The organism is Limnobaculum xujianqingii, from assembly GCF_013394855.1.
In the GTDB taxonomy this organism is placed as follows: Bacteria; Pseudomonadota; Gammaproteobacteria; order Enterobacterales; family Enterobacteriaceae; genus Limnobaculum; species Limnobaculum xujianqingii.
In genome coordinates, this window is sequence record NZ_JABMLK010000001.1 from 1,324,117 (window position 1) to 1,346,652 (window position 22,536).

Below are 22,536 nucleotides of genomic sequence, written 5' to 3' on the forward strand. Positions count from 1 at the left end.
CAGTATGACGATAATTTTTTGATGTTTAACAGGAGAAAGTGATGAGCGATAAGAAACTAACCACGGCATCTGGCGTGCCGGTAGTTGATAATAATAATGTAATGACCGCAGGACCAAGAGGACCGATGCTGTTACAGGATATCTGGTTCCTTGAAAAACTAGCTCACTTTGACCGCGAAGTCATTCCTGAGCGTCGTATGCATGCTAAAGGTTCCGGTGCTTACGGTACTTTTACCGTGACACATGACATTACCAAATATACCCGGGCAAAAATCTTCTCTGAGATTGGTAAAAAAACCGATCTGTTTGTACGTTTCTCTACCGTAGCGGGTGAACGCGGCGCGGCAGATGCGGAACGTGATATCCGTGGCTTTGCTATCAAATTCTATACTGAAGAAGGCAACTGGGATTTGGTGGGTAACGACACCCCTGTCTTCTACCTGCGTGACCCGTTAAAATTCCCGGACTTAAACCACGTAGTAAAACGCGATCCACATACCAACCTGCGTAACCCAACCTACAAGTGGGACTTCTTCTCTCAACTACCTGAATCTCTGCACCAGTTAACCATTGACTTCAGTGACCGTGGGTTACCGAAGTCTTACCGCAATATGCATGGTTTTGGTAGTCATACCTTCAGCTTTATTAGTGATGATAACCAACGTTATTGGGTTAAATTCCATTTCCGCTGCCAGCAAGGTATCGAAAACCTGATGGATGAAGAAGCCGAAGCACTGGTTGGTAAAGATCGTGAAAGCTCACAACGTGATCTTTATGACAATATTGCTGCTGGTAATTTCCCTCGCTGGAAACTGTTTGTGCAGATCATTCCGGAAAATGAAATTTCCAAACTGCCTTACAACCCATTTGATTTAACCAAAGTTTGGTTACATAAAGATGCACCGCTGATTGAAGTGGGCGTAATGGAACTGAACCGTAACCCGGATAACTACTTTGCTGAAGTTGAGCAAGTAGCGATGAACCCAGCTAACGTAGTACCTGGCGTAAGCTTCTCTCCGGATAAAATGTTACAGGGCCGTCTGTTCTCCTATGGTGATGCTCATCGCTACCGTTTAGGTATTAACCATCATCAAATCCCGGTTAACGCCCCTCGCGGCCCGTTCCATAACTACCATCGTGATGGGGCTATGCGTATCGATGGCAACAGCGGTAACGGCGCGACTTACGAGCCAAACAGCTTTGGTGTATTTAAAGAGCAACCAAACTTTAGCGAACCACCACTAACGTTAGAAGGTGCAGCTGACCACTGGAACCATCGTGAAGACGACGATTACTTCAGCCAACCACGCGCCCTGTTTAACCTGCTAAGCAAAGAAGAACATCAACGTATGTTCAAGCGTATTGCAGGAGAGCTCTGTGAAGTTCCGGAAAACATTCGTCAGCGTCAAATCGACCTGTTTACCAAAGTTCACCCTGACTATGGTAATGGTGTAATTGAAGCGTTGAAGAAAATGAAATAACTTCCCCAGACGCTAAAATCTGCAAACTTATATCTGTAGATTTTTACCTGAAGATCAGAGTCCCACCAAATGGTGGGGCTTTTTTTATCAACCAGCCAACTCCAACCCTATGCAAGTTACCTAAAGGAATAATTACTTATATAAAAAGAGGAATGAGTAAGCATTATTAATTAATATATAAATTTTAAATAAGATTAATCTCAATTTATCAATAAACAAATAAGCATCAATTTAAATTAATAAATAATTACCCGTATAAAATAAACCCCTCACTGTTTAACTTTCAATTCAATATTGAGAAAGCTATTATCCCAAATTAGTAGAAAGTTTACAAAACAGGCAAGATGCAACCAAGTCATAGCTACCAGGCGTAATCAGCATCCAACCAGAAGTAATTTTTTATTTAATTTGTTAATTAACAAAGCCATTAACATTAAAAATATATCTATAAAAAACACTTATTGATAACCATATTGAATAATTATTTTTTTTAGGATGGAACCTAATTATGTCTAATTTTCATTTAAAGAAAACATTAGCTATAGCTATCGCCAGTAGTTTATTTTCTTTCGAAACTATTGCTGAAAACCCTGCATCCGATACATCTTCAAACAGCGCTTATCTGAGTGCTCAGAACGTTGCGGCGACAGAGTCCTCTCAAAATCAACTATATGGCGCTACTCCCGGACTACTGGGCATTAATATCGATCTGGGTTTTATCAATCTGGGTGAAGTCAGCCTACTGGATGCCTACTCCACTAACTACAACAATGTCTCCAGCCCGGCACTCAGCATTTTTAATCACGCCTCCAGCGCCATCAGTTTACTGGGGAGCGCCAGTGCCAGTAATTATGGTAATGCCAGCCTTAACGGGCCACTCAGTAGTGGTGCAAACGCCATGGCCCTTACTGGTAGTGCTACTGCCCTAAACAATGGTGACGTCTCTACCGGTATTCTGAATATTTTTGGTCACGGTGCCAGTGCTATTAGCATTATGGGCAGCGCTACCGCTGAGAACCAGGGCACAGCCCATCTGAATAGCCTGCTGAGCAGCGGTGCCAGTGCAATTTCTATTCTTGGTGATGCCTCTGCTAAAAACAACGGTGAAGTGACCACCAATATTTTGGACGTGTTTGGCCACGGAGCCAGCGCAATCAGTATCATGGGCAGCGCTACCGCTGAGAACCAAGGCACAGCCCATCTGAATAGCTTGCTGAGCAGCGGTGCCAGTGCGATCTCTATTCTTGGTGATGCCTCAGCTAAAAATAGCGGTGAAGTCTCCACCAATATTCTGGACGTGTTTGGTCACGGTGCCAGCGCCATCAGCGTTATGGGCGGCGCTACCGCAGAAAACACCGGTAGTGCTCAACTTAACGGCCCCCTGAGTAGCGGAGCCAGTGCGATATCCATCCTTGGTAATGCTTCTGCTAAAAACAGCGGTGATGTCTCCACTAATCTTCTGAATATTTTAGGTCACGGTGCCAGCGCTATCAGCATTATGGGCAGCGCTACCGCAGAAAATACCGGTAATGCTCAACTTAACGGCCCCCTGAGTAGCGGAGCCAGTGCGATATCCATCCTTGGTAATGCTTCTGCTAAAAACAGCGGTGATGTCTCCACTAATCTTCTGAATATTTTAGGTCACGGTGCCAGCGCTATCAGCATTATGGGCAGCGCTACCGCAGAAAATACCGGTAGTGCTCAACTTAACGGCCCGCTGAGTAGCGGAGCCAGTGCGATTAGCGTCATTGGCGATGCAACGGCTAAAAACAGCAGTAAAGTGTCAACCAACATACTGGGTATTTTAGGTCACGGTGCCAGCGCCATCAGTATTATGGGTAATGCTAAAGCCACCAACGAACAAGGTGCTGAAGTTAATCTTAACGGTCCGTTAGGACATGGTGTCAGCGCTATCAGCATTGCCGGCAGCGCTACAACAGAAAACCACGGTAACGTCAGCACCGGCGTACTGGATATTCTGGGGCATGGCGCCAGTTCTTTCAGTCTGCTGGGCAATGCTTCTGCTATTAACGGTGAAACCGGTAAAATCTCAGTTAACGGGCCTTTAGGCCATGGCCTTAGTGCAGTCAGTATTGTTGGATCTGCATCCGCTGAAAATGCCGGGGAAATATCCACCGGTATGCTTGATATCTTCGGTCACGGCGCCAGCGCTTTTAGCCTGTTAAGCAGCGCAACAGCGAATAACAGTGAAACCGGTAAAATCTCAGTTAATGGCCCCTTTGGCCATGGTCTGAGTGCAGTAAGTGTTCTTGGTTCTGCGTCAGTAGAGAATGCCGGAGAGATTTCAACCGGCGTGCTCGATGTTTTCGGTCACGGTGCCAGCGCAGTTAGTGTGCTCTCCAGTGCTCAGGCTATTAACACCAGCAGCGGAACCATATCCACCAATGGTCTTTTTGGCTCAGGACTAAGTGCCGTTAGCCTGATTAATACTGCAACGACAATTAATCAGGGCAATATCACTACCAGCGGTCTGGGTGCGATGGGAGCGCAATCAATATCACTGTTCTCTACTGCGCAATCTTCTAATGAGGAAAATGCCAGTATTACCACTCAGGGTGCGCTGGCCCAAGGCCTGCTCGCTTTCAGCCTGACCTCTCAAGCTACGGTCAATAATGCCGGTTCAATTGAAACTAACGGCTGGCAGGCCCATGGTGCTAATGCCACCAGCATATTCAATACAGCCGTGGGCATTAACACCACAACTGGCGAAATAAAAACCGCTGGTGATACTGCACATGGAATCAATGCATTCAGTTTTACTTCACTGGCTAACGCAACCAATCAGGGAAAAATAACCACTCAGGGTGATAATGCCAATGGTCTGAATGCAGTCAGTGAATATGGAAAATCTATTGCGGTCAATGAAGCTAACGCGACTATCAACACCACAGGGACTAATGCTCACGGAGCATATGCTCAAAGCAAACACGAAGAAGCGGTAGCCATGAATACCGGCACCATATCTACCACCGGTGATGGCGGTAACGGTGCCAGCGCTATTAGTGAAGATGCTCAAGCCGGAGCGCTCAATGACACCACGGGTATTATTAACACTCAGGGAAATAACGCCCACGGCCTGCTGGCCCAAAGCTATCAGGCGCTGGCAGTTGTCAGCAATCTAAATCAGATAGTCACTTCCGGTCACGGTTCTAACGGCGCAACCGCCCGTAGCACTCACGGAGAAGCGCAGGCAGGGAACCTCGGTTCAATCACCACTGCGGGCAACAACGCCGACGGACTGAATGCCCAAAGCCAACATAACAAAGCTGTTGCTATCAACAAAGGAAGTATCCTTACCGGTAGTGAGATTGCCGGCGGCGTTATCATGGCAAAATCCGGAGAAAATGCTCACGGTGTCAGTGCCTATAGTCAGGATGACACTGCGGTAGTACAAAATGATAATAATGCGGACGTCAAAACCTACGGTAAAGGCAGTTATGGTTTGCACGCATACAGCGTCAATTCCGAGGCATTAGCCGTTAATGATGGCACGGTAGAAACTCATGGTGATAACGCCTATGGCGTTAGTGCATTGAGTAACAAAAGCAGCGCCGATGCGCTCAATAGAAACGCCATCCTGACCGTCGGTAATGGTAGTAACGGATTAAATGCAGAAAGTACCCAAGGCGTTGCTCAGGCAGTCAATCAGGGAAATGTAGAAACCCGAGGCAATAACGCCTATGGCGTCAATGCCATAACCCAAAACAGTCAGGCGTACGCTTATAACGAAGCTACGGGGAACATCATTACTCGTGGTAATAATAGCCACGGTCTGGCGGCGAGCAGTAATCTTGATGCACTGGCGCAAAACGATAACAGTATCGAAACTGAGGGTGATTACAGCTATGGTATTCATGCCTTCAGTAAAAATAGCCATGCTCAGGCTATCAATAACCAAAGTGTAATTACTCAGGGTACCGGTGCTCGCGGTGTCAGTGCCGAAAGCGAGAGTGGCTACTCACTGGCCTATAACCAACTAAACGTAGAAACCTTTGGTGTTGATGGTTATGGTTTAAGTGCGGTAAACCAGCGCAATAGCGCAGAAGCAATCAACAATGGTCAGGTCACTACCCACGGAGATAGTGCCATTGGCGTGCATGCCTCTAATATCAAAGGCACTGCTTTGGCGAAAAACCAAAATACCGTCACCACTTACGGTAATGATGCTCACGGCCTGTCAGCCTTCAGTCAGTTGGCTCAGGCCCTGTCCCTCAATCTGGATATGCAGGTTATTACTACTGAAGGAAACAATGCCTACGGTATGCGAGCTGAAACCGAAAGCGGTAGCGCATTAGCACTCAACATGGGCAATGTAACTACTCACGGACAGTCCGCCAATGGGAATGGGCTTGGTGCCATCAGTAAGAGCGGGAAAAGTGAAGCGCAAAACCAAAGCAACGTCACTACTTATGGTAATAACAGTTACGGTATTTCTGCTCAAACTGACACTGGTTCTGCACTGGCGACTAACTTTGCTACCGACACAACATACGGCGATAACGGCTACGGTATCTTTGCTCAATCCAATAGTGGCACTGCACTGGCCACTAATCTCGCTACTGTCACCACTCACGGACAATCTGCCTATGGCGTCGCAGTCCTTAGTCAAAGCGGAATCAGCGATGCAGTAAATCAAAGTAGTGTCGCCACATACGGCAATCAGAGTTACGGAATTTTCGGCCAAACCGATACCGGCAGTCTGTCCGCGATCAACAACAGTCAGGTGATGGCGCTCATGGTATTGCATCCCTGTCAAACGCAGGCACCAGTCGGCTTGATAATAATGCAATCGTAGTGACCAACGGTATCTCCGCTCACGGTATGCATGCTGAAACCAACACGGGCGATATCAAAATGCTGAATCAAAGCACTATTGATACACTGGGTGACGACAGCCGTGGTATCAGCGCTCAGTTAAAACCTGTTCAGGGACAGGTGGCTAAGGGTCTGCTGATGGATAACCTGGGCCAGATTAACGCTCAGAGCCACGGTATGTACGTTGAAAGCAGCGGTCCTGTGGGCAGTTTTTTGGTACGTAATGCCGGAACTATCAATGCCAGAGACGGCAGCGGAATACAGGCTACTGCCGCAGCAGGTAACGTAACAGTGCAGGCAACCAATCAAATTAACGCTGGCCAAAGCTCCGCAGAGGGTACCCATCACGGTATCTATGCCGCAACCGGCGCGAATGGCAAAGCCAGCGTAACCTACGATTCAGGAACCATCACCCTTTCACCGGTATCTACTGGTATTACGCCAACAGGTGTGGGTATCTGGGTTGATGACTTAGCCACCGGTAACACCAATACTGCTGCCGAAATCAATTTCAACAACGGCTTTATTAACGCAGAACAAGGCGCTGGCGGTATCGGCATGTCGTTATCCGGCACCGGTAATATTAACATTGGAAAAACTGCTTTAGTTCACGGTGGAGATGCATTTGGTATCGGCTTAGGTAGTACCATTTCCAGCGAAAAAACTCGCCTGATGGTAAATAACTATGGTGTGGTTGACGCTATCAGCGATCGGGTTATTTACTCAACCGCCAATGCCGGACAGGTTACCGTTAATAACTATAACCAACTCACCGGCTCGGCTCAGTTTGGCTCTGCTGATAACACCATCAACAACTATAATCGTTTCCTGCTGCGTAACTATTCTGACAGCAACCGGGATGGATTACGTGATAACTGGGGCATTGCCTCTGTCGATATGGGCAACGGCGGCAATAATACCTTTATCAATAAAGGCACTTTAGTTCTGGCAAACTCCGCCAACTATGCCATCAATCCGGTTAGCGCTAACGAAATCTATGTTCCGGTGGATCTCACTTCAAGCTACGCCAATACCGCTACCCTCACTCAAGGGCAAATGCTGGGAGTTACGCTATTTGACCACTCAGGGGTTATTGACCTGACGGATGGAACTACCAATGCCGGTAATTCGCTGGTCATTACCGGAGGACACACGCCAGGTAAAAACGGTGGTGGCACATTTGTTTCTAACGGTGGCCGGGTGGTTGCCAATATGAAGGCCGATGACAAAGGGAAAACACTGTTTTCTGACGTGATGGTGGTGGACTCAGCTCGTTTGGGAACAGGTGGACCAACAACCGTTGAAATCAATCATCTGGGCGAAAACACCGCTATCGCACCAAAGAGTCAAGTTTTGGTGGTTGAAAGTCTGAGTAAATCCGACGCAGGCGCGTTCCAGCTATCCACCGGCCGTCAGTTGTTCGGTGTATCTGACTATGAACTGGAATACAACACAGCAAATAACAACTGGTATCTGAATACCGATTACCGTTCTGAAATCGCCCTGGCCTCAACCGTCTTTCCTGTGGCCAACGATTATGCCTATACCATGTTAGGCTCACTGGATACCCGTAGGGGGCCACAACACGCTCGCAATACGCCGCCTCAGGCACAGATCGTACAAAGCGGTGGCGATGCCTGCAAAAAAGAGGGACTGACGGCAAAAGAAGAAGTTGAATTACTGATTTCCGGCATGTGTACGCCAAAAGTGGTTCAGGCACAGGCCAGATCCGATAACTCTGCTTATATTCCTGAAGCCTGGGGACGCATTATCGGTAAGAAAACTGAGCATGGCTCTGGTGATATTGAGAAAAATGGTGCCGGATACGACTCTTATCTGTCCGGAATACAGTTGGGACACGACATTTACCGTCGCGAAGGGGCTGATTCATCGATGGATCGCACCGGCGTCTACTTCGGCTATGGCGATACCGAAACCGATATCAATAACGATCGTGGGCAGGGTGCTGGTTCAACGGTCACTAAAGCTTACAGCCTCGGGCTATACTGGACCCATCAGGGGCAACAAAACTGGTATACGGATACCGTATTACAAACCACCTACTATGATGTGGATGCAACCTCTAAGCACAGCGAAACCTTCTCCACTAACGGTGTCGGTGTTTTAGGCTCAGTAGAGGGAGGATATGCCTTTAATTTCAATAACGGATTAACCGTCGAACCACAGGCACAGCTTGCTTACCAACACATCTCGTTTGACGATGCCAAAGATAATCACGGTAGTTTCAGCTTCAAACAAAATGATTCGCTGCGTGCCCGTACCGGTCTGCTTGTCGACCGTGACTGGTCATTAGCTAAGGATAGCGATAGCAAGCCTCACTATCTGAGAACCTGGGCAAAAACTGACATATGGCATGAGTTTATGGGTGATGCCACTACCTATGCCGTTGACAAAACCGGCAAGCATTCTACTCAGTTGAAGCAACCATCCAATGGAACCTGGGCAGAAGTCAGTGTTGGTGCTAACTACCAATATAATGAAAGTATGGGATATTCCGCTGCCGGTAGTTACAGTAAGTCACTTGACGATCGGGATAATAAATCCTGGGGTGGACAGCTAGGGGTTAACGTCAAATGGTAAGATGCCATAAGCGCTATACCAGAGTCTGACTATCTAAACCCGCTGGCGCAATCTGGCGGGTTTCTTTTTCAGGCTTCCCATTCCCTCTCTATCGGTTAGAATAACCCACTTCGCCCTTCTGCCATCTGCGGTAACACCTGACTTATGATTCTGCTCATCGATAACTACGACTCTTTTAGCTATAACCTGTACGATTATCTTTGTCAGTCTTATTCTGAAGTGAAGATCGTTAAGAACGACCAGCTACAGCTCGATGAGATAGCCGCTTTAGCCCCTTCTGCTATTATTCTTTCTCCCGGACCGGGAATACCAGAAAATGCAGGTATTACGCTAGAGGTAATTCGCAGTTTTGCCGGTACCATTCCTTTGTTGGGTGTTTGTCTTGGTCATCAGGCAATTGCTCAGGCATTTGGTGCGCGTATTGTTAAGTGTCCGGTGCCAGTCCATGGCAAAACCGAATTAATCACCCACGATGGCCGCACTTTGTTTGATCATCTTCCCAGTCCGTTGCAGGTTACCCGCTACCATTCGCTGATGGTCGAGCCCTCTTCTCTGCCAGCAGAACTGGAAATATCAGCGATAACCCATGACGGCATTATTATGGGATTGCGCCATAAGCAATGGCCGATTGAAGGGGTACAGTTTCATCCTGAAGCCATTTTGACGGAAGGTGGTTTGAAGCTGTTACAGCAATTTATCACCACTTACACCAGTGAAGGAGCCTGATATGAAATTACGCTTTGATTTTAATCATCAGGTTCAGCTGTTTGAACATCCGCTAAAAATTATTACCACCTCTCAACTCAGCGAAGTGACAGAAAAACTGGCAGAGGTTGAACAAGCGGTAGAAAGTGGTTTGTATGCTGCCGGGTATCTGTCCTATGAGGCTGCTGCTGCGTTTCAAGCCTATTACCAGACACCTCCGCAGGGCGATATGCCGCTATTGTGGTTTGGCCTGTATCAGCAACCACTTACTGACGATCCTTGCGATACCTCCGATGACAGATTTAATAATATTCTGGCGGAGTGGCAACCTTCCACTTCCACGGAAGCATACCGCCAGGCCATTTTACGTATCAAATCAGAAATTGAAGCGGGTAATACTTACCAAACCAATTACACCATTCGGCTGGAAGCTAAAGTAACAGCCAGCGATGAGCAGGCATACTCTCAACTTTATCAACAGCTACTTCGTGCCCAGCAAGCTGATTATGCCGCCTGTCTGGATATCGGCCGTTTCAAAATTCTATCTGCTTCACCGGAACTGTTCTTTCACTGGCATCAGGGAACGTTAACCGCTAAACCCATGAAGGGAACCGCTAAAAGAGGGCTGGATGCTCAGGACGATCTGATGCGTCAGGAACAGCTAAGAACCTCAGAAAAAGACCGGGCAGAAAACGTAATGATTGTTGATTTACTGCGTAATGACATCAGTCAGGTGGCGATTGCCGGTAGCGTAAAGGTACCGGCACTGTTTGATGTTGAACAATACCCTACTGTCTGGCAAATGACCTCAACCATTAGTGCTCAAACTCGTCCTGAAACCAGCCTTAGCGATATTTTCCGTGCACTATTTCCCTGCGGCTCAATTACCGGTGCGCCCAAGGCCAGCACCATGAAGTTGATTGCTCAACTTGAGCCACAAGCCCGGGAAGTTTACTGCGGCGCTATCGGTTATATCACGCCGCACAAAGAGGCACTGTTTAGTGTTCCAATCCGTACAGTAATTATTGATACAGAAAAAAATCTAGCCCGTTACGGCGTGGGTGGTGGTATCACCTGGGATTCCACCGCAGAAAATGAGTATCAGGAAGTGATTAACAAGGCTCAGGTTCTACATGGTGTTACTCTGCCAAAACAGCTACTGGAAAGCCTGTTGTTAAAGGATGGGGAATATCATCTACTGGCGCTGCATCTTAAACGCTTATCCGCTTCTGCCCGTTATTTTAACTTTTTGTTTGATGCCGATAAGCTAACAGAACAATTACAACAGTTAGTCACTGCCCACCAACAGGGGCAATATAAGGTTCGCCTGTTGCTGGCACAAAACGGTGAGGCAACGTTAAGCTGCGACCCAATTACACCATTGACTAATCCGCTGATTGCCCGCTGGGCACCCTCGGCGGTACACAGTGATAATAATCTGCTTTACCATAAAACCACCCTGCGCGATCACTACCCTGCGGCTACGTTGGACAGCGAGTTTTTGCTGTATAACCAACAGGACGAAATCACCGAATTTGTAAATGGTAATGTGGTTTTATTGATTGATGGACAGTGGCTAACCCCGGCAATCTCATGCGGTTTATTACCGGGAACCGAACGGCAGGCATTATTGCAGGCGGGAACTATCAGGGAAGCAATTCTCACCAAAGCCCAGATAAAACAGGCACAGAAAATTGGGTTTATTAATAGCGTTCGCGGATGGCGGGAAGTAGTTTGGCAGGATGATTGAAAATTGAGTTGAGTGTAGTTGGGTTGTTGCTAGATTTTATAGTTATCTAAGAGTGATACCTGAGTAAACATGCTTTGTTCAAAGGAAGTAGAATAGCAGTTAATCTATACAATCGCTCAATTTGTCAGATGCCCTTTTCAAGCACATTAATTACAGATATTGCTAACTGTTTATAACTAGTCACAGTCTGCGCTGGGAAATCAATTTCTTTATATTTTATTAAGGCAATCGCTAGCGAGGCAAAATATAGCCAATAATCATCATTCTCCTCTAAATCTATTCCTCCCAAGGTTACTAACCAGCGTTTGTGGATGGGAGGATGAGTTATCGTTCCGCCTAAATTATGCTTAGGTGTAACAACAGCCAGAAATACATTTCCGAGAGCTATTCCCACCGATCTTTTCATTCGAACTTTATCTGATGGAAAACCACTCATAATCGAGTAGTCATCAATTTTTGACAACATCATGTGAGAAGCAAAAGAATCGCATGCCATTTCTTCCTCATGCGGGTCTTGCGGAGCATTGCCTACAGCTTGAAAAATTACGTGCTTTAATTCATGTAGAAATATATACGCACTCGCCATCAGAATAAGATCAAACATTGCAGCCTGTTCAGTATCCTTAGGTTTTCCTTCTTCCGGTTTAGGAATTATAGCTGGCCAAACAAAATCATTTTCACTTTCAACATTATTTAGCTGTTCTATAGATTTAATTATTCTGGAAAAACATTCATATTTGCCTTTCAGATCTGGTAGGGCAATAATTTCTTCAAAATCGAATTTCAGGCTATGACGCCAGGCTAGTTCGATTACGGCTGAATAACAGTGAAGGGAGTATAGACTTGCAAAGCCAAAAAGCCACATTTGCTCTAAAGATCTTTGGGTAAACTGAATTGCGCCGTATGCTCCAGCATCAAGATTAAAACCACTTCTATCTCCAACCCTTCGGAATTGAGCCGAATGCTCTTCAACTAAACAGAGGACTTCGCTTAACCTTTCCGGAACGACTCCTTCAAACAGTTTTTCTAATGCTTGATTCTCGTTCATTAACCCACCTTGGCATATAGCGGTTATCAGAATATCAGCTCAACCATAAATCAGTACAAATGGCCTCTAACTAAGCTTCCAATCTATTTAGATACATCATTACTCAAAGACTTAACCCATTCCCTCACCGCCAGCCGGGAGATCTTAATTCCCCCCAACTTTAACTCAACAGGCAAAACGTAATATTCATCCGGAATCTGAAAACGGGTTATCTTACCTTCCAGCCATATAGATAATTGAGATAAATCCAGCCCCGGCAATGCATCTATCACCGCCACAGGGCGCTGACCGAATTCCATATCATCAACCGGTACCACAAACACCTGTTCAATCAGAGGATGGGTTACCAGTACCCGCTCGATATCTTCTGGTTGTATGCCTTCTCCGCCGCTGAAAAACAGGTTATCCATACGTCCACAAATATACAGCTCACCGTTTCGCATCTCGCCACGATCGCGGGTATGGAACCAGCCCTGACTATCGCTTAACGGTCGGATTTCACCCTGTTGCCAATAGCCCAGCGCCTGACCGCAACCCCGCAGCCAGATTTCATTATCCACCAGTTGTAATTCTCTACCGGGTAATGGCACACCAACACCAGCAGTTGCATCAGCAGGTTTCGCGCAGGTAGTAGAAGCCATTTCCGTCATGCCATACCCACACCAACAACTGATTCCAGCCTGTTGTGCACGTTCGGTTAACTCAACGGGAATAGACGCGCCTCCCAGCAACACCTGCTTAAGCACTAACTTATCGGCATTTTGCTCCAGTAAACGCCAGAGCTGAGTGGGCACCAGTGAAGCATGAGTACAGCCCGCCAGCGCCCGATCTAAAGGATGCATATTGCGTTGCACCAGCGTGGCACCTTTTTGCAACCAGCGCCATATCACGCCCTGCCCGGAAACATGAAACAGCGGCAAAGAGAGCAACCAACTGTCACCCGCTTCAAACTGCATTCGCTGTAACAATCCGGCTGCATTGGCTAAATGAGCCTCTGGTGTATGTACCGCCGCCTTGGGTAATCCACTGGAACCCGAGGTTAAGGTCATGGTCAATGCTTGAACTGATGGCCAGTCAGCCATCAGCTGAGTCCTGGAATTGCTGGTTGAGAGTTGTTCAATACTGAATGAAGGTAACGGTTTAACACTATCCGGCCACGCCAGAGGATGAGTACTCCAACCCCAGTCAATATTCAGAATGGGTAATAACTGAGCTTGTAATGCCTCGGGTAATTGAGGATTGAGGGGTAATACTCTGGCACCCAGCTGTAATATCGCCAGATACCCTAGCAACAGTTCGGGACTATTTTTGCCGCTCAGCGCTACACCTTGTCCGGAACGAACACCATGGTGGTAGAACAAACGACAAAGAGCATTAACCTCATCAGCTAAATGCTGCCAGCTGATGGGTTGTTGCTCTCTGATAATTGCCGTGGCGTTTGGCTGTTCATTTGCCCACTGCTGCCACGGCCAATGACTAAAAACAGTTGAAGTTAACGACGCCATACCACTTCCAGCGCATCAACATCCAGCACGGGGAGTTCACTGTCAGGCCATGGACGCACCAGTTGCGATTGCATCAGTGACAACGTGTCTAACCCCGGAATGGTATCCGGCGTCAGCCATGCTGCCATTCTTGCCAACTGAGTCAGACCAAGGCTGGTTTCTATCAATGAGCTGATAACCGCAATTAAACCCGCTTTGTGTGCCTGTTCAATCAACATATGACAACGTTGAATGCTACCCACCAGCGTGGGTTTAATCACAATCGCCGCAACCCCTGGCTCTGCTTCGACCACAAAGTCTGCTTCACGCACGCTCTCGTCCCATGCAATGGCAATACCCGTTTCGCGAGAAAAATCGCGGGATTCATCACGAGTCTTGCAGGGTTCTTCCAGAAACTGAATGCGATCCCGAAACTGAGGCTGAACATATTTAGCAAAGCCATCGGCTTTAGCGCGAGTCCAGCTGCGATTGGCATCCAGACGCAGTTTCAAATCAGGAATGGCTTCCAGCAGCAGATTAACAATCATGCCGTCACGAACAGCTTCGTACAGGCCGACTTTAACTTTTGCCACTTTCTCACCCGGCATCGCACCCAGCACGGCAAACAGCTCATCCGGATCGCCATTACATAGCGGAGCTTTACGGTAATCCGCTTTTTGCGGCAGAAAGCCTGACAGCTCCCCCATCGCACAGCTCAAACCAAAAGCGACGGAAGGCAGCGCGCTTTCAAACGCCTGCTCACCGTTAACCCAGCTGTGCAACCAGCCCAGTGTGGCGGCTTCTGCCTCTTCCAGCGTCTCTTCAGAAAATTCTGGCAGTGGGGAGATCTCTCCCCAACCCTGTTTACCATTCTCCGTCAGACAAACCAGTAAACCATCGCGAGTTTTTAGCCGTTGATTACGCAGAATTACCCCTGCCTCCATCGGCAGGCTAAAACGGTAGAGTTCGACCTTACGCATTATGGATTACGCTTAAATTTGCTGAAGTCCGGCTGGCGCTTCTCATTAAATGCATTACGCCCTTCCTGACCTTCGTCAGTCATGTAGAACAACATAGTGGCGTTACCCGCCAGCTCTTGCAGGCCAGCCTGACCATCACAGTCAGCGTTCAGAGCCGCTTTCAGGCAACGCAGTGCCATTGGGCTGTTTCTCAGCATTTCACGACACCAGCGAACCGTCTCTTTTTCTAAGTCTGCAACAGGAACCACGGTGTTAACCAATCCCATATCCAGCGCTTCCTGAGCATTGTACTGACGGCACAGGAACCAAATTTCACGGGCTTTTTTCTGGCCAACGATGCGTGCCATATAGGAAGCGCCCCAGCCACCGTCAAAAGAACCAACTTTAGGACCGGTTTGACCAAAAATTGCGTTTTCTGCAGCGATAGTCAGATCGCACATCATATGCAGCACATGACCACCACCGATAGAATAACCGGCTACCGCAGCAATAATTGGTTTAGGACAGGTGCGGATTTGACGTTGGAAATCCAGCACGTTCAGGTGGTGAGTGCCGCTGTCATCTTTATAACCGCCGTAATCGCCGCGTACTTTCTGGTCACCACCGGAACAGAACGCTTTATCACCTTCACCGGTCAGAATAATGGTACCAATATGATCGTCGTAGCGGGCATCCGCTAATGCCTGAATCATCTCTTTCACGGTCAGAGGACGGAATGCATTACGCACTTCAGGACGGTTTATAGTAATTTTTGCAATACCGTCGGCTGATTTATGGTAACGAATATCCTGAAATCCTTCAGAGCAATCCTGCCATTCGATAGGTGCGTAGAGTTCCTGTTCACTTGGATAAAGCATAATTAACATTCCTTCAAAAATGTAAGCAACTGTGCGGCAAAACCTTTAGGGTTCGCCGAATGTGCATTATGACCTGCTGCGGCTACAATACGCAGCGGAAAGTGATTTTCAAGCGCAATTTGCTGAAACTTTGCGTCCTGTTCACCACAGAGATAACAAAAAGGTATATTTCGCTGTTTTAAGCGCGTCTTTAACAACTCGCCCAATTGGGGCTGGCAGCCCAACGAGGTAGATTCCAGCATCTGCGCTATGTTACTACCGTCATTATGACTACGACGTAAAATCATCCGTTGACGGCTTTCATCATTCAGGTTGGCAAAAACCGGCTGTTGATACCACTGAGTCAACACCTCTGGCAATGGCTGATGGCGAAACCGTTCAGCCCAACGGTTATCATGTTGCAAACGAGCCTGCCGTTCTGATTCAGAACCGAGTCCGGGGTTTCCCCCTTCGATCACCAGTCCAACTAATCCCTCACTGTCGCTAAAGCAAGTATGATACATCGCACTGCGACCACCCAAAGAATAACCGATAAGGATATAGCGGTTAATATTACAGGCTAGCAGGGTTTCCGTTAGTTGCTGGCTTAACGACTCAAAACCATTAACGCTGATATCTTGCGACTTGCCGTGACCCGGTAAATCAATAGTAAAGCAAGGCCAGTGGTTAAGGTGGGGTAAGACCGCATCCCAATCCTGTCCATCGCCCAATAGCCCATGGAGAAACACCAGCCAGGGTTGATTATCATTGGCTTCAGTTGACGGATAACGGGTTACCGCCAGCATTAAAAGCTCACCACATCGTTAACTAACTGACGCAGAGTTTCTGCACCATCATGAGGAGGTACCTGCAACTCCAGCAGTAAAACGCCACTTTGTTGCCAGTGAGCTTCTACAGTCTGTTTGACTGACTGCCAGTTTTTAGGGCTGGCATAGGATAAGCCAAACATGGCTGCTGCATGCTCAAAATTTATACCGTGCGGCATGCGATAGAAACGCTCTCTTTCTGCTTCCGGCGTAGGCAACAGCGAGAAAATTGAACCGCCATCGTTGTTTACCACCACCAAGACTACCGGAGCGGTGCACTGCTTCATCAGCGCCAGAGAGTTTAAATCATACAGTGCAGAGATATCGCCCAGTACCGCCAGCATTGGCTTGTCTGCCGCACGTTGAACCCCTGCCGCAGTAGAAAATAAACCATCAATTCCACTGGCTCCACGGTTACTGTATACCGGATAACCTGCAGGTAGCTGCGCTAATGCATCAATCAGCCGCACAATCAGGCTATTACCCGCCCAAAATAAGCCATCTGGTGGTAACAGCTCAGTTAAATGACAGGCCAGCTGTGCTTCACCAAACTGATGTTCCAGATAGTCAGTAACATGAGTGCGTGTTCGCATCGCTAATGTATTAAGTTCACCAGCCCATGGCTGATAAGTTTCTGCCGGATGTAATGTCAACCACTCGCTAATATCTGCCACCAAACGGCGACCACGATGGTTAGCAGGATCTAAACGTCCGCTAATGTTATCAATCAGCCAATACTCTTTTGGGCAACAGCTGGCTTGCCATTGCAGCATACGCTTACCCGTCAGGCTGGCACCAAACTGCACCACAACCTCGGCTTGCGCCAGTATTGCCTGAGCTTTGGGATTATTGAGCCACAGATCCACACAGGGCAATGGTTGTCCAGTGCTGGAGAGCACATCTGCTAATAGTGGCCAGCCTAACTGTTTAGCCCAGGCCGCTACCTGCTGCCCCTGCTCCGCACCCATGCGTGCTGCAACCACCACACCACGGCGCTGCCGCCACTGAGGCCAGTCTGGCTGCGGTGTCACCATGCGTTGGTTATCGCTGATTAACCAGGGTTTATCGCTTTGCCACCAGTCGCCCAACGTTTCGGACCAGTCAGCATAGGCAGAAGTGTCACCACCATACAGCGGTTCTGCAAACGGGCAGTTAATATGTAATGCCCCCTGCTTTTGTTCACTTAATGCCTGATCGAGCGTTGAAGCCAACCATGTGGCTGAGATATCCGGTGTCGGTCGGGGTAATGATAATGATTGACCAGGATGATCGGCAAAAATGCCCTGCTGACGAATGGCCTGATTGGCACCACAATCAATCAATTCTGGTGGACGATCGGCAGTCAGTAAAACCAGTTGTTCTCCCGTCAGGCTGGCTTCAATCAAAGCGGGATATAAATTTGCCACCGCCGTGCCGGAAGTCACAATCACCGCAACCGGCTGACCGGTAAATTTAGCGATACCAAGCGCCAGATGGCCAAGGCCGCGCTCATCAAAATGGGTATGACAGGTTATTTTGGCGTTGGCCGCCGCTTCCAGCGTAAGAGAGGTAGATCGGGAACCCGGTGCAATACACACATGTTGAACCCCGTGGCGGGTTAATGTTTCTAATAGCACTGCCGCCCAACGGCGGTTAAACACACTTATCGACATGGAGAGTTCACCGAAGATCAGTTTAATCTATTGATTTAACTGAAAAATAGAATCCATAATGGTCACATATATTACACTAAGCATGCAGTGGCGACAATGAAATGCCCGAATGGCGCGGGTTTGTCAGCAAACGTATTGATTTTTAAGTTAATCCCAACCTTGTGGCAACCTTTCAACCGTCTGGCCTGTAGCATGATTGTTATGAATTATGGCAATAGGGGAAATTCAGAAACATTAAGATACATTTAGTTTCAGGTGATTACAGATGACTGAAATTATCGCTAATTTAAACGAAATGCTGGCCTGTCACCAAAAGCCGTTAACCGCTGTTCGCTACTCTCCGGGTCTTCATCATGATCGTAGACCAGCACTTTGAAATCCAGCAGTTTGGGAATAGCTGCATATTCCGGAGTTTGCAAAAACTCATTCATGACTTGCGCTAACAAATTGATCCAGTACTGATACTTTTCCTGTTTATCATCGGTATCAAAATAGCTGTAGTCTTCGTCTTTGACGCAATTCATACTGCTAAAACACTGATACTTCCAGTCTCCGGTATTATATTTAAGGCTTAAAATACCTTCATCAGTCTGGTAATAATCTTTACGCGCTCCCGTCTGATAATAATGCAGGATCTCATTCAGATAGCCCTGAGTCGTCAGACATAAATTCAGTTCAACACCTTCCCAAATGTTACAGTCAAAGGCAAACGCGGAAAACACCTCTCCGGGATGAGCATCGATAAATTGGCTAACTTCACGTCTGACAAATAACATCACCTCATCAAATGAGGCTTGGTTGTATTTATCCAAAGCGGATATCTCCGGTCCATAGAGTACGAATTAATAATTTAATGGTAATACCAGTCAGGCTCGCTTTCATTTGCATCGGGATGACTGTTAAATACCGGAACCAGAGTTGGATAAAACCACAAACTGGCTGGTGTTACGGTTTTACGATCCCAGGGTATCGCCCCTAAAAACCAAAAGTGCCAGAATTGTAGCTTCGCATCAGGATTACTACTGAGCAGTGCGTCAAAGGTTTCAATTTTTCCTATGGAAATAGACAATCCATCACGATAAAGATCAAACACAAATTTGGAACAGAACTGGCGGGAAGACTCATACTTAAAACCGGTGTGATACAGCACTTTTAAACGCTCAGGCACTTTCTCGACCAGCGACTGCTTTTGCTGTTCGGTTAATCCCCCTTCCAGACGGCGAACACCGTAACGTCCGTCTACCGAGCGGGAAACAAATTTAGTCAGCGTAGTCGTTTGGGACAGAGGGACTTTACTCTCTGCCACAATGTAATCCTTACCATCGTGGCCAATAATAATCCCTACGTGATTGCTCCAGCAGGCCGATGCGGCAGAAACCTGACGAAACAGCAAATTGCCAATACAGGTAAATACCACATCGCCTACTTCATAGGCCGTCAGATAATTAACGTTCATAGCGATTCCTTTAACTTACGGGACGTTGATTAAACAGAAATTTCCCACAAATTATCCAGTTAGCACTATTGAATCAATGGCCTCGACAAACCTTTACCATCACTGACAAATCTGACAGTTCTGTCAGTTAGTTACCCCAACTTCACCGTCTGAATGACTCTCTTCATCCTGCACTTCCAATACGTAATAGGCCACCGCACAAAACAGCGAATTAAGCCTTCTCATATCAGCCAGTAGGCCCATATGCAGTGAACTGGTTTCCATACTTTGCAGATTTTTATGATGCAGGCGTTCGACGTGCCCCAACGAATAGCGTTGATTCAGCAAACGGAAACGGTGCTTGGCGCGGCGCAGGCGGCGGGCATTATCAATATCGCCAGACAAAAATACTGACATGGCTAAGTCCAGATTTTTAACCAAACGTAAATACAGCGTATTAAGCTCTTCCATTCCTTTTAAGGAAAAAGATTTACGTACTCCCAGTGATTTAGAGGACACCTCGGAAGTCATACGGTCAATAATCTCTCCCGCCTGTTCCAGATTTACCGCCGTGTCGATAATCTCCGCCCAACGTCGGGAATCTACTGCACTTAAACTTTCTGGCGGCAATCTTGCCAGATACAGCTTAATCGCACCGTACAACATATCGGTTTCATCTTTCAGATGGGCCACTTCGCGGCGGTGCTGCTGATTTCCCTGTAACACTTCATTAAAGCCCACCAGCATCTGCTCTACCACATCCCCCAAACGCAGAGTTTCTCGTACCGCATTAGCCAGCGCCAGTGACGGCGTATCCAATGCCGCACTGTCCAGATAGCGAGGGGTTAGTTGAGCAGCTATCGCGGGATCTTCCGCTATCATACGAGTGGTCAGGCGAGCCATTGGATTAACCAACGGCAGCATCAAAATACAGCGCAGCAGGTTGTACAACATGTGGAAGTAGATCACCACTTCCGCAGCAGGCAGTGAGTACTGACGTAACCATTGGGTCAGTACTGCAATCCACGGCACCACCAGTACACAGCCAATAATCTTAAACAACAGACTACCCAATACCAGACGGCGTGACGTAGCGCCCTGTCCACGGCTGCTAAGCAAAGCCAGGAAGCCGCTGCCTAAATTGGAACCAATAACGATACACAGAGCAATATTAAGCGGTACCAGCCCGGTGGCGGCCAGAGTCGCAGTTAGCAGAACTGCCGCCAGGCTGGAATAGCTCACCATGGCAAACAGAGCGCCAATTAATAACGCCAAAACGGCATCACCAGCCAGAGAGGAGAAGACCTCTCGTACCGCGCTGGCCTGAGTAATAGGTTCAGCTGAAATAACGATCAGTTGCAAAGCCAGCAAGATCAACCCCAGCCCGATACCGGCCCTGCCCACTTGCCCAACCCGAGTTTTCTTCTGGCTTAAAAAGGTAATCACACCAAACAGAATCAATAGCGGCGATAGCCAGGAGAGATCGAAAGTCAGTACTCGCGCCATCAGCGCCGTACCTACATCTGCTCCTAACAGAATCACCAGTGCAGGCGCTAAACCAATAAGCCCCTGAGAAACAAAAGAGATCACCAGTAATGCGGTGGCGTTGCTGCTTTGCACCAGAGCAGTTACGCCTACCCCGGCAATAAATGCCCGCCATTTTTTCTGAATGCTGGCGCTAAGTATCCGACGTAAATCAGAACCAAATACCCGCATTACACCAGTACGAACAATATGAGTTCCCCAAACCAGCAGGGCCACAGAGGAGAGCAAATGAAGCAAGGTCAGCATAGCAATATCCTGTTATTCAATTTCAGAAGAACGCTCCTGTTTATTGAATCTAATAAACCACCTGTTTAATATTTAAAAATAGCAATAGAAGGCGCAGATGACGACGCCCTCAGGCTTATAGTTGAACTAACGATAATGATTCAGATTATGATGAATAATCGACAACAGCTTCTGATTATCAACTGATTGTAGCACGGTAACCGGTTTACCTTGTGCCGGTGCTATTCCCACATCTAAGCGAAGATTATGCGGATCCCGCTGCCAGGTAGTGCCGCGTGTTAATACACCTTCCAGCGCCACATCAACATAACGAGAAGTATAGGTCGCCACACTGCGATCCAACAACCAGGCGACCACCAAAACATCATGGATCCAGCAACCGGGCAGTCCACGAGTTTGAATGGAGTAATCCATCCATGGCCGTATGGTTTCCACCAGAAAATGGCACAGTGGCGTATCTATTTCCGCTATTTTATCTAAATCCTGATGCAGCATTTGCGTTTGCACTGTAGCATCCATAGGAACCAGAGTAATATTTGCACCACTGGTCAGTACTACATGGGCTGCTTCCGGGTCGACACCAAAGTTAGTGTCTTTAATATAGCCATCAACGTTAAATACGCCGCCCATAATCACAATTTCAGCCACATGGTTAACCAAATCCGGATAGAGCTGGATCGCATGAGCAATATTGGTTAATGGTCCGATAGCCACTAAGGTAATTTCACCGGGATTACTGCAAATCAGTTTTCCGATTTCATGTGCCGCTAGCGGGGCTTCATAATCCGCCATACGCAACCTGGGCACCTGCTGCCATAGATCGGTCAGACCGCTGCGTTCGGCACCATGATCCAGCTTATCCCGCCATGGTCCTGCTGGTTCAACCAATGCCTGTGAAGCACCCCGGCGAACCGGAATATTCAACCCCAGACGCTCTACCAGTGCTCGTGCCACCGAAAAACCCACCATACTGGGGGTATTGCCGGAAACCGTGGTAATCAACTCCAGTGAGATATCCGGGGCTGCAATGGCCAAAGCCAGTGCCAGACCATCATCAACATTGGCACCGACTACGCCATTTCCCGGATCGCAATCAATTATTAAGCGCAT

15 protein-coding genes are annotated in these 22,536 nt (G+C 47.6%); 5 read left to right on the plus strand and 10 right to left on the minus strand.

Going from position 1 to position 22,536, the window contains the following annotated elements; all coding sequences use genetic code 11:
- The first annotated feature begins 41 nt into the window (after positions 1 to 41).
- The 5 genes from GOL65_RS06055 (at position 42) to pabB (ending at position 11,373) form a co-directional block, all read left to right on the plus strand.
- Positions 42 to 1,481 (plus strand): catalase, encoded by a 1,440-nt coding sequence (locus tag GOL65_RS06055; protein ID WP_179038190.1) that lies wholly within the window; start codon positions 42 to 44, stop codon positions 1,479 to 1,481.
- 508 nt (positions 1,482 to 1,989) lie between these two features.
- A complete protein-coding gene (locus tag GOL65_RS06060; protein WP_179038191.1) occupies positions 1,990 to 6,297 on the plus strand; it encodes a beta strand repeat-containing protein in 4,308 nt (1,435 codons plus the stop codon).
- Positions 6,297 to 8,918 (plus strand): autotransporter outer membrane beta-barrel domain-containing protein, encoded by a 2,622-nt coding sequence (locus GOL65_RS06065; RefSeq protein ID WP_140919314.1) that lies wholly within the window; start codon positions 6,297 to 6,299, stop codon positions 8,916 to 8,918. The genes GOL65_RS06060 and GOL65_RS06065 overlap by 1 nt, the downstream gene beginning before the upstream one ends.
- 144 nt (positions 8,919 to 9,062) lie before the next feature.
- Positions 9,063 to 9,644 carry an anthranilate synthase component II gene (locus GOL65_RS06070; protein ID WP_140919315.1) on the plus strand — a complete coding sequence of 194 codons (582 nt, stop codon included), beginning with the start codon at positions 9,063 to 9,065 and terminating at the stop codon, positions 9,642 to 9,644.
- A 1-nt stretch (position 9,645) separates the two neighbouring features.
- The gene (gene pabB, locus GOL65_RS06075) at positions 9,646 to 11,373 is read left to right on the plus strand and encodes an aminodeoxychorismate synthase component I (RefSeq protein ID WP_140919316.1); all 1,728 of its coding nucleotides are present in this window, start codon (positions 9,646 to 9,648) and stop codon (positions 11,371 to 11,373) included.
- Between the two features lie 124 nt (positions 11,374 to 11,497).
- Here pabB and GOL65_RS06080 read toward each other — a convergent pair whose 3' ends face one another.
- The 10 genes from GOL65_RS06080 to GOL65_RS06125 form a co-directional block, all read right to left on the minus strand.
- Positions 11,498 to 12,421 carry a phage exclusion protein Lit family protein gene (locus GOL65_RS06080; RefSeq protein WP_140919317.1) on the minus strand — a complete coding sequence of 308 codons (924 nt, stop codon included), beginning with the start codon at positions 12,419 to 12,421 and terminating at the stop codon, positions 11,498 to 11,500.
- An 83-nt stretch (positions 12,422 to 12,504) separates the two neighbouring features.
- Complete coding sequence (menE, locus tag GOL65_RS06085; RefSeq protein WP_140919318.1) at positions 12,505 to 13,926, minus strand: o-succinylbenzoate--CoA ligase; 1,422 nt, start codon at positions 13,924 to 13,926, stop codon at positions 12,505 to 12,507.
- Complete coding sequence (gene menC / locus GOL65_RS06090) at positions 13,914 to 14,885, minus strand: o-succinylbenzoate synthase (RefSeq protein ID WP_140919319.1); 972 nt, start codon at positions 14,883 to 14,885, stop codon at positions 13,914 to 13,916. Before menC ends, menE begins: the two co-directional genes overlap by 13 nt.
- On the minus strand, positions 14,885 to 15,742 hold the full coding sequence (menB, locus tag GOL65_RS06095) for a 1,4-dihydroxy-2-naphthoyl-CoA synthase (protein ID WP_140919320.1): 858 nt from the start codon (positions 15,740 to 15,742) through the stop codon (positions 14,885 to 14,887). The genes menC and menB overlap by 1 nt, the downstream gene beginning before the upstream one ends.
- 2 nt (positions 15,743 to 15,744) lie before the next feature.
- Positions 15,745 to 16,527: a 2-succinyl-6-hydroxy-2,4-cyclohexadiene-1-carboxylate synthase gene (gene menH, locus GOL65_RS06100; RefSeq protein ID WP_140919321.1), complete on the minus strand. Its 783-nt coding sequence runs from the start codon at positions 16,525 to 16,527 to the stop codon at positions 15,745 to 15,747.
- A complete protein-coding gene (gene menD / locus GOL65_RS06105; protein ID WP_140919322.1) occupies positions 16,527 to 18,200 on the minus strand; it encodes a 2-succinyl-5-enolpyruvyl-6-hydroxy-3-cyclohexene-1-carboxylic-acid synthase in 1,674 nt (557 codons plus the stop codon). Before menD ends, menH begins: the two co-directional genes overlap by 1 nt.
- 281 nt (positions 18,201 to 18,481) lie before the next feature.
- Complete coding sequence (locus GOL65_RS06110; protein WP_140919323.1) at positions 18,482 to 19,012, minus strand: DUF4303 domain-containing protein; 531 nt, start codon at positions 19,010 to 19,012, stop codon at positions 18,482 to 18,484.
- Positions 19,013 to 19,050: 38 nt separating this feature from the next.
- Positions 19,051 to 19,656 carry a YebB family permuted papain-like enzyme gene (locus tag GOL65_RS06115; protein WP_140919324.1) on the minus strand — a complete coding sequence of 202 codons (606 nt, stop codon included), beginning with the start codon at positions 19,654 to 19,656 and terminating at the stop codon, positions 19,051 to 19,053.
- 123 nt (positions 19,657 to 19,779) lie between these two features.
- Positions 19,780 to 21,426, minus strand: coding sequence for a Na/Pi cotransporter family protein (locus GOL65_RS06120; RefSeq protein WP_140919325.1), 1,647 nt, complete (start codon positions 21,424 to 21,426; stop codon positions 19,780 to 19,782).
- A 126-nt stretch (positions 21,427 to 21,552) separates the two neighbouring features.
- Positions 21,553 to 22,536, minus strand: a complete 984-nt coding sequence (locus GOL65_RS06125; protein WP_140919326.1) for a nucleoside hydrolase — start codon at positions 22,534 to 22,536, stop codon at positions 21,553 to 21,555.

Bases quoted from the DNA above. Each gene is read 5' to 3' on its own strand.
- menH (WP_140919321.1), bottom strand. From the start codon at position 16,527: ATGCTGGCGGTAACCCGTTATCCGTCAACTGAAGCCAATGATAATCAA.
- GOL65_RS06060 (WP_179038191.1), top strand. From the start codon at position 1,990: ATGTCTAATTTTCATTTAAAGAAAACATTAGCTATAGCTATCGCCAGT.
- GOL65_RS06070 (WP_140919315.1), top strand. From the start codon at position 9,063: ATGATTCTGCTCATCGATAACTACGACTCTTTTAGCTATAACCTGTAC.
- menD (WP_140919322.1), bottom strand. From the start codon at position 18,200: ATGTCGATAAGTGTGTTTAACCGCCGTTGGGCGGCAGTGCTATTAGAA.
- menC (WP_140919319.1), bottom strand. From the start codon at position 14,885: ATGCGTAAGGTCGAACTCTACCGTTTTAGCCTGCCGATGGAGGCAGGG.
- GOL65_RS06055 (WP_179038190.1), top strand. From the start codon at position 42: ATGAGCGATAAGAAACTAACCACGGCATCTGGCGTGCCGGTAGTTGAT.
- GOL65_RS06115 (WP_140919324.1), bottom strand. From the start codon at position 19,656: ATGAACGTTAATTATCTGACGGCCTATGAAGTAGGCGATGTGGTATTT.
- GOL65_RS06125 (WP_140919326.1), bottom strand. From the start codon at position 22,536: ATGCGCTTAATAATTGATTGCGATCCGGGAAATGGCGTAGTCGGTGCC.
- menE (WP_140919318.1), bottom strand. From the start codon at position 13,926: ATGGCGTCGTTAACTTCAACTGTTTTTAGTCATTGGCCGTGGCAGCAG.
- GOL65_RS06080 (WP_140919317.1), bottom strand. From the start codon at position 12,421: ATGAACGAGAATCAAGCATTAGAAAAACTGTTTGAAGGAGTCGTTCCG.
- GOL65_RS06120 (WP_140919325.1), bottom strand. From the start codon at position 21,426: ATGCTGACCTTGCTTCATTTGCTCTCCTCTGTGGCCCTGCTGGTTTGG.
- menB (WP_140919320.1), bottom strand. From the start codon at position 15,742: ATGCTTTATCCAAGTGAACAGGAACTCTACGCACCTATCGAATGGCAG.
- pabB (WP_140919316.1), top strand. From the start codon at position 9,646: ATGAAATTACGCTTTGATTTTAATCATCAGGTTCAGCTGTTTGAACAT.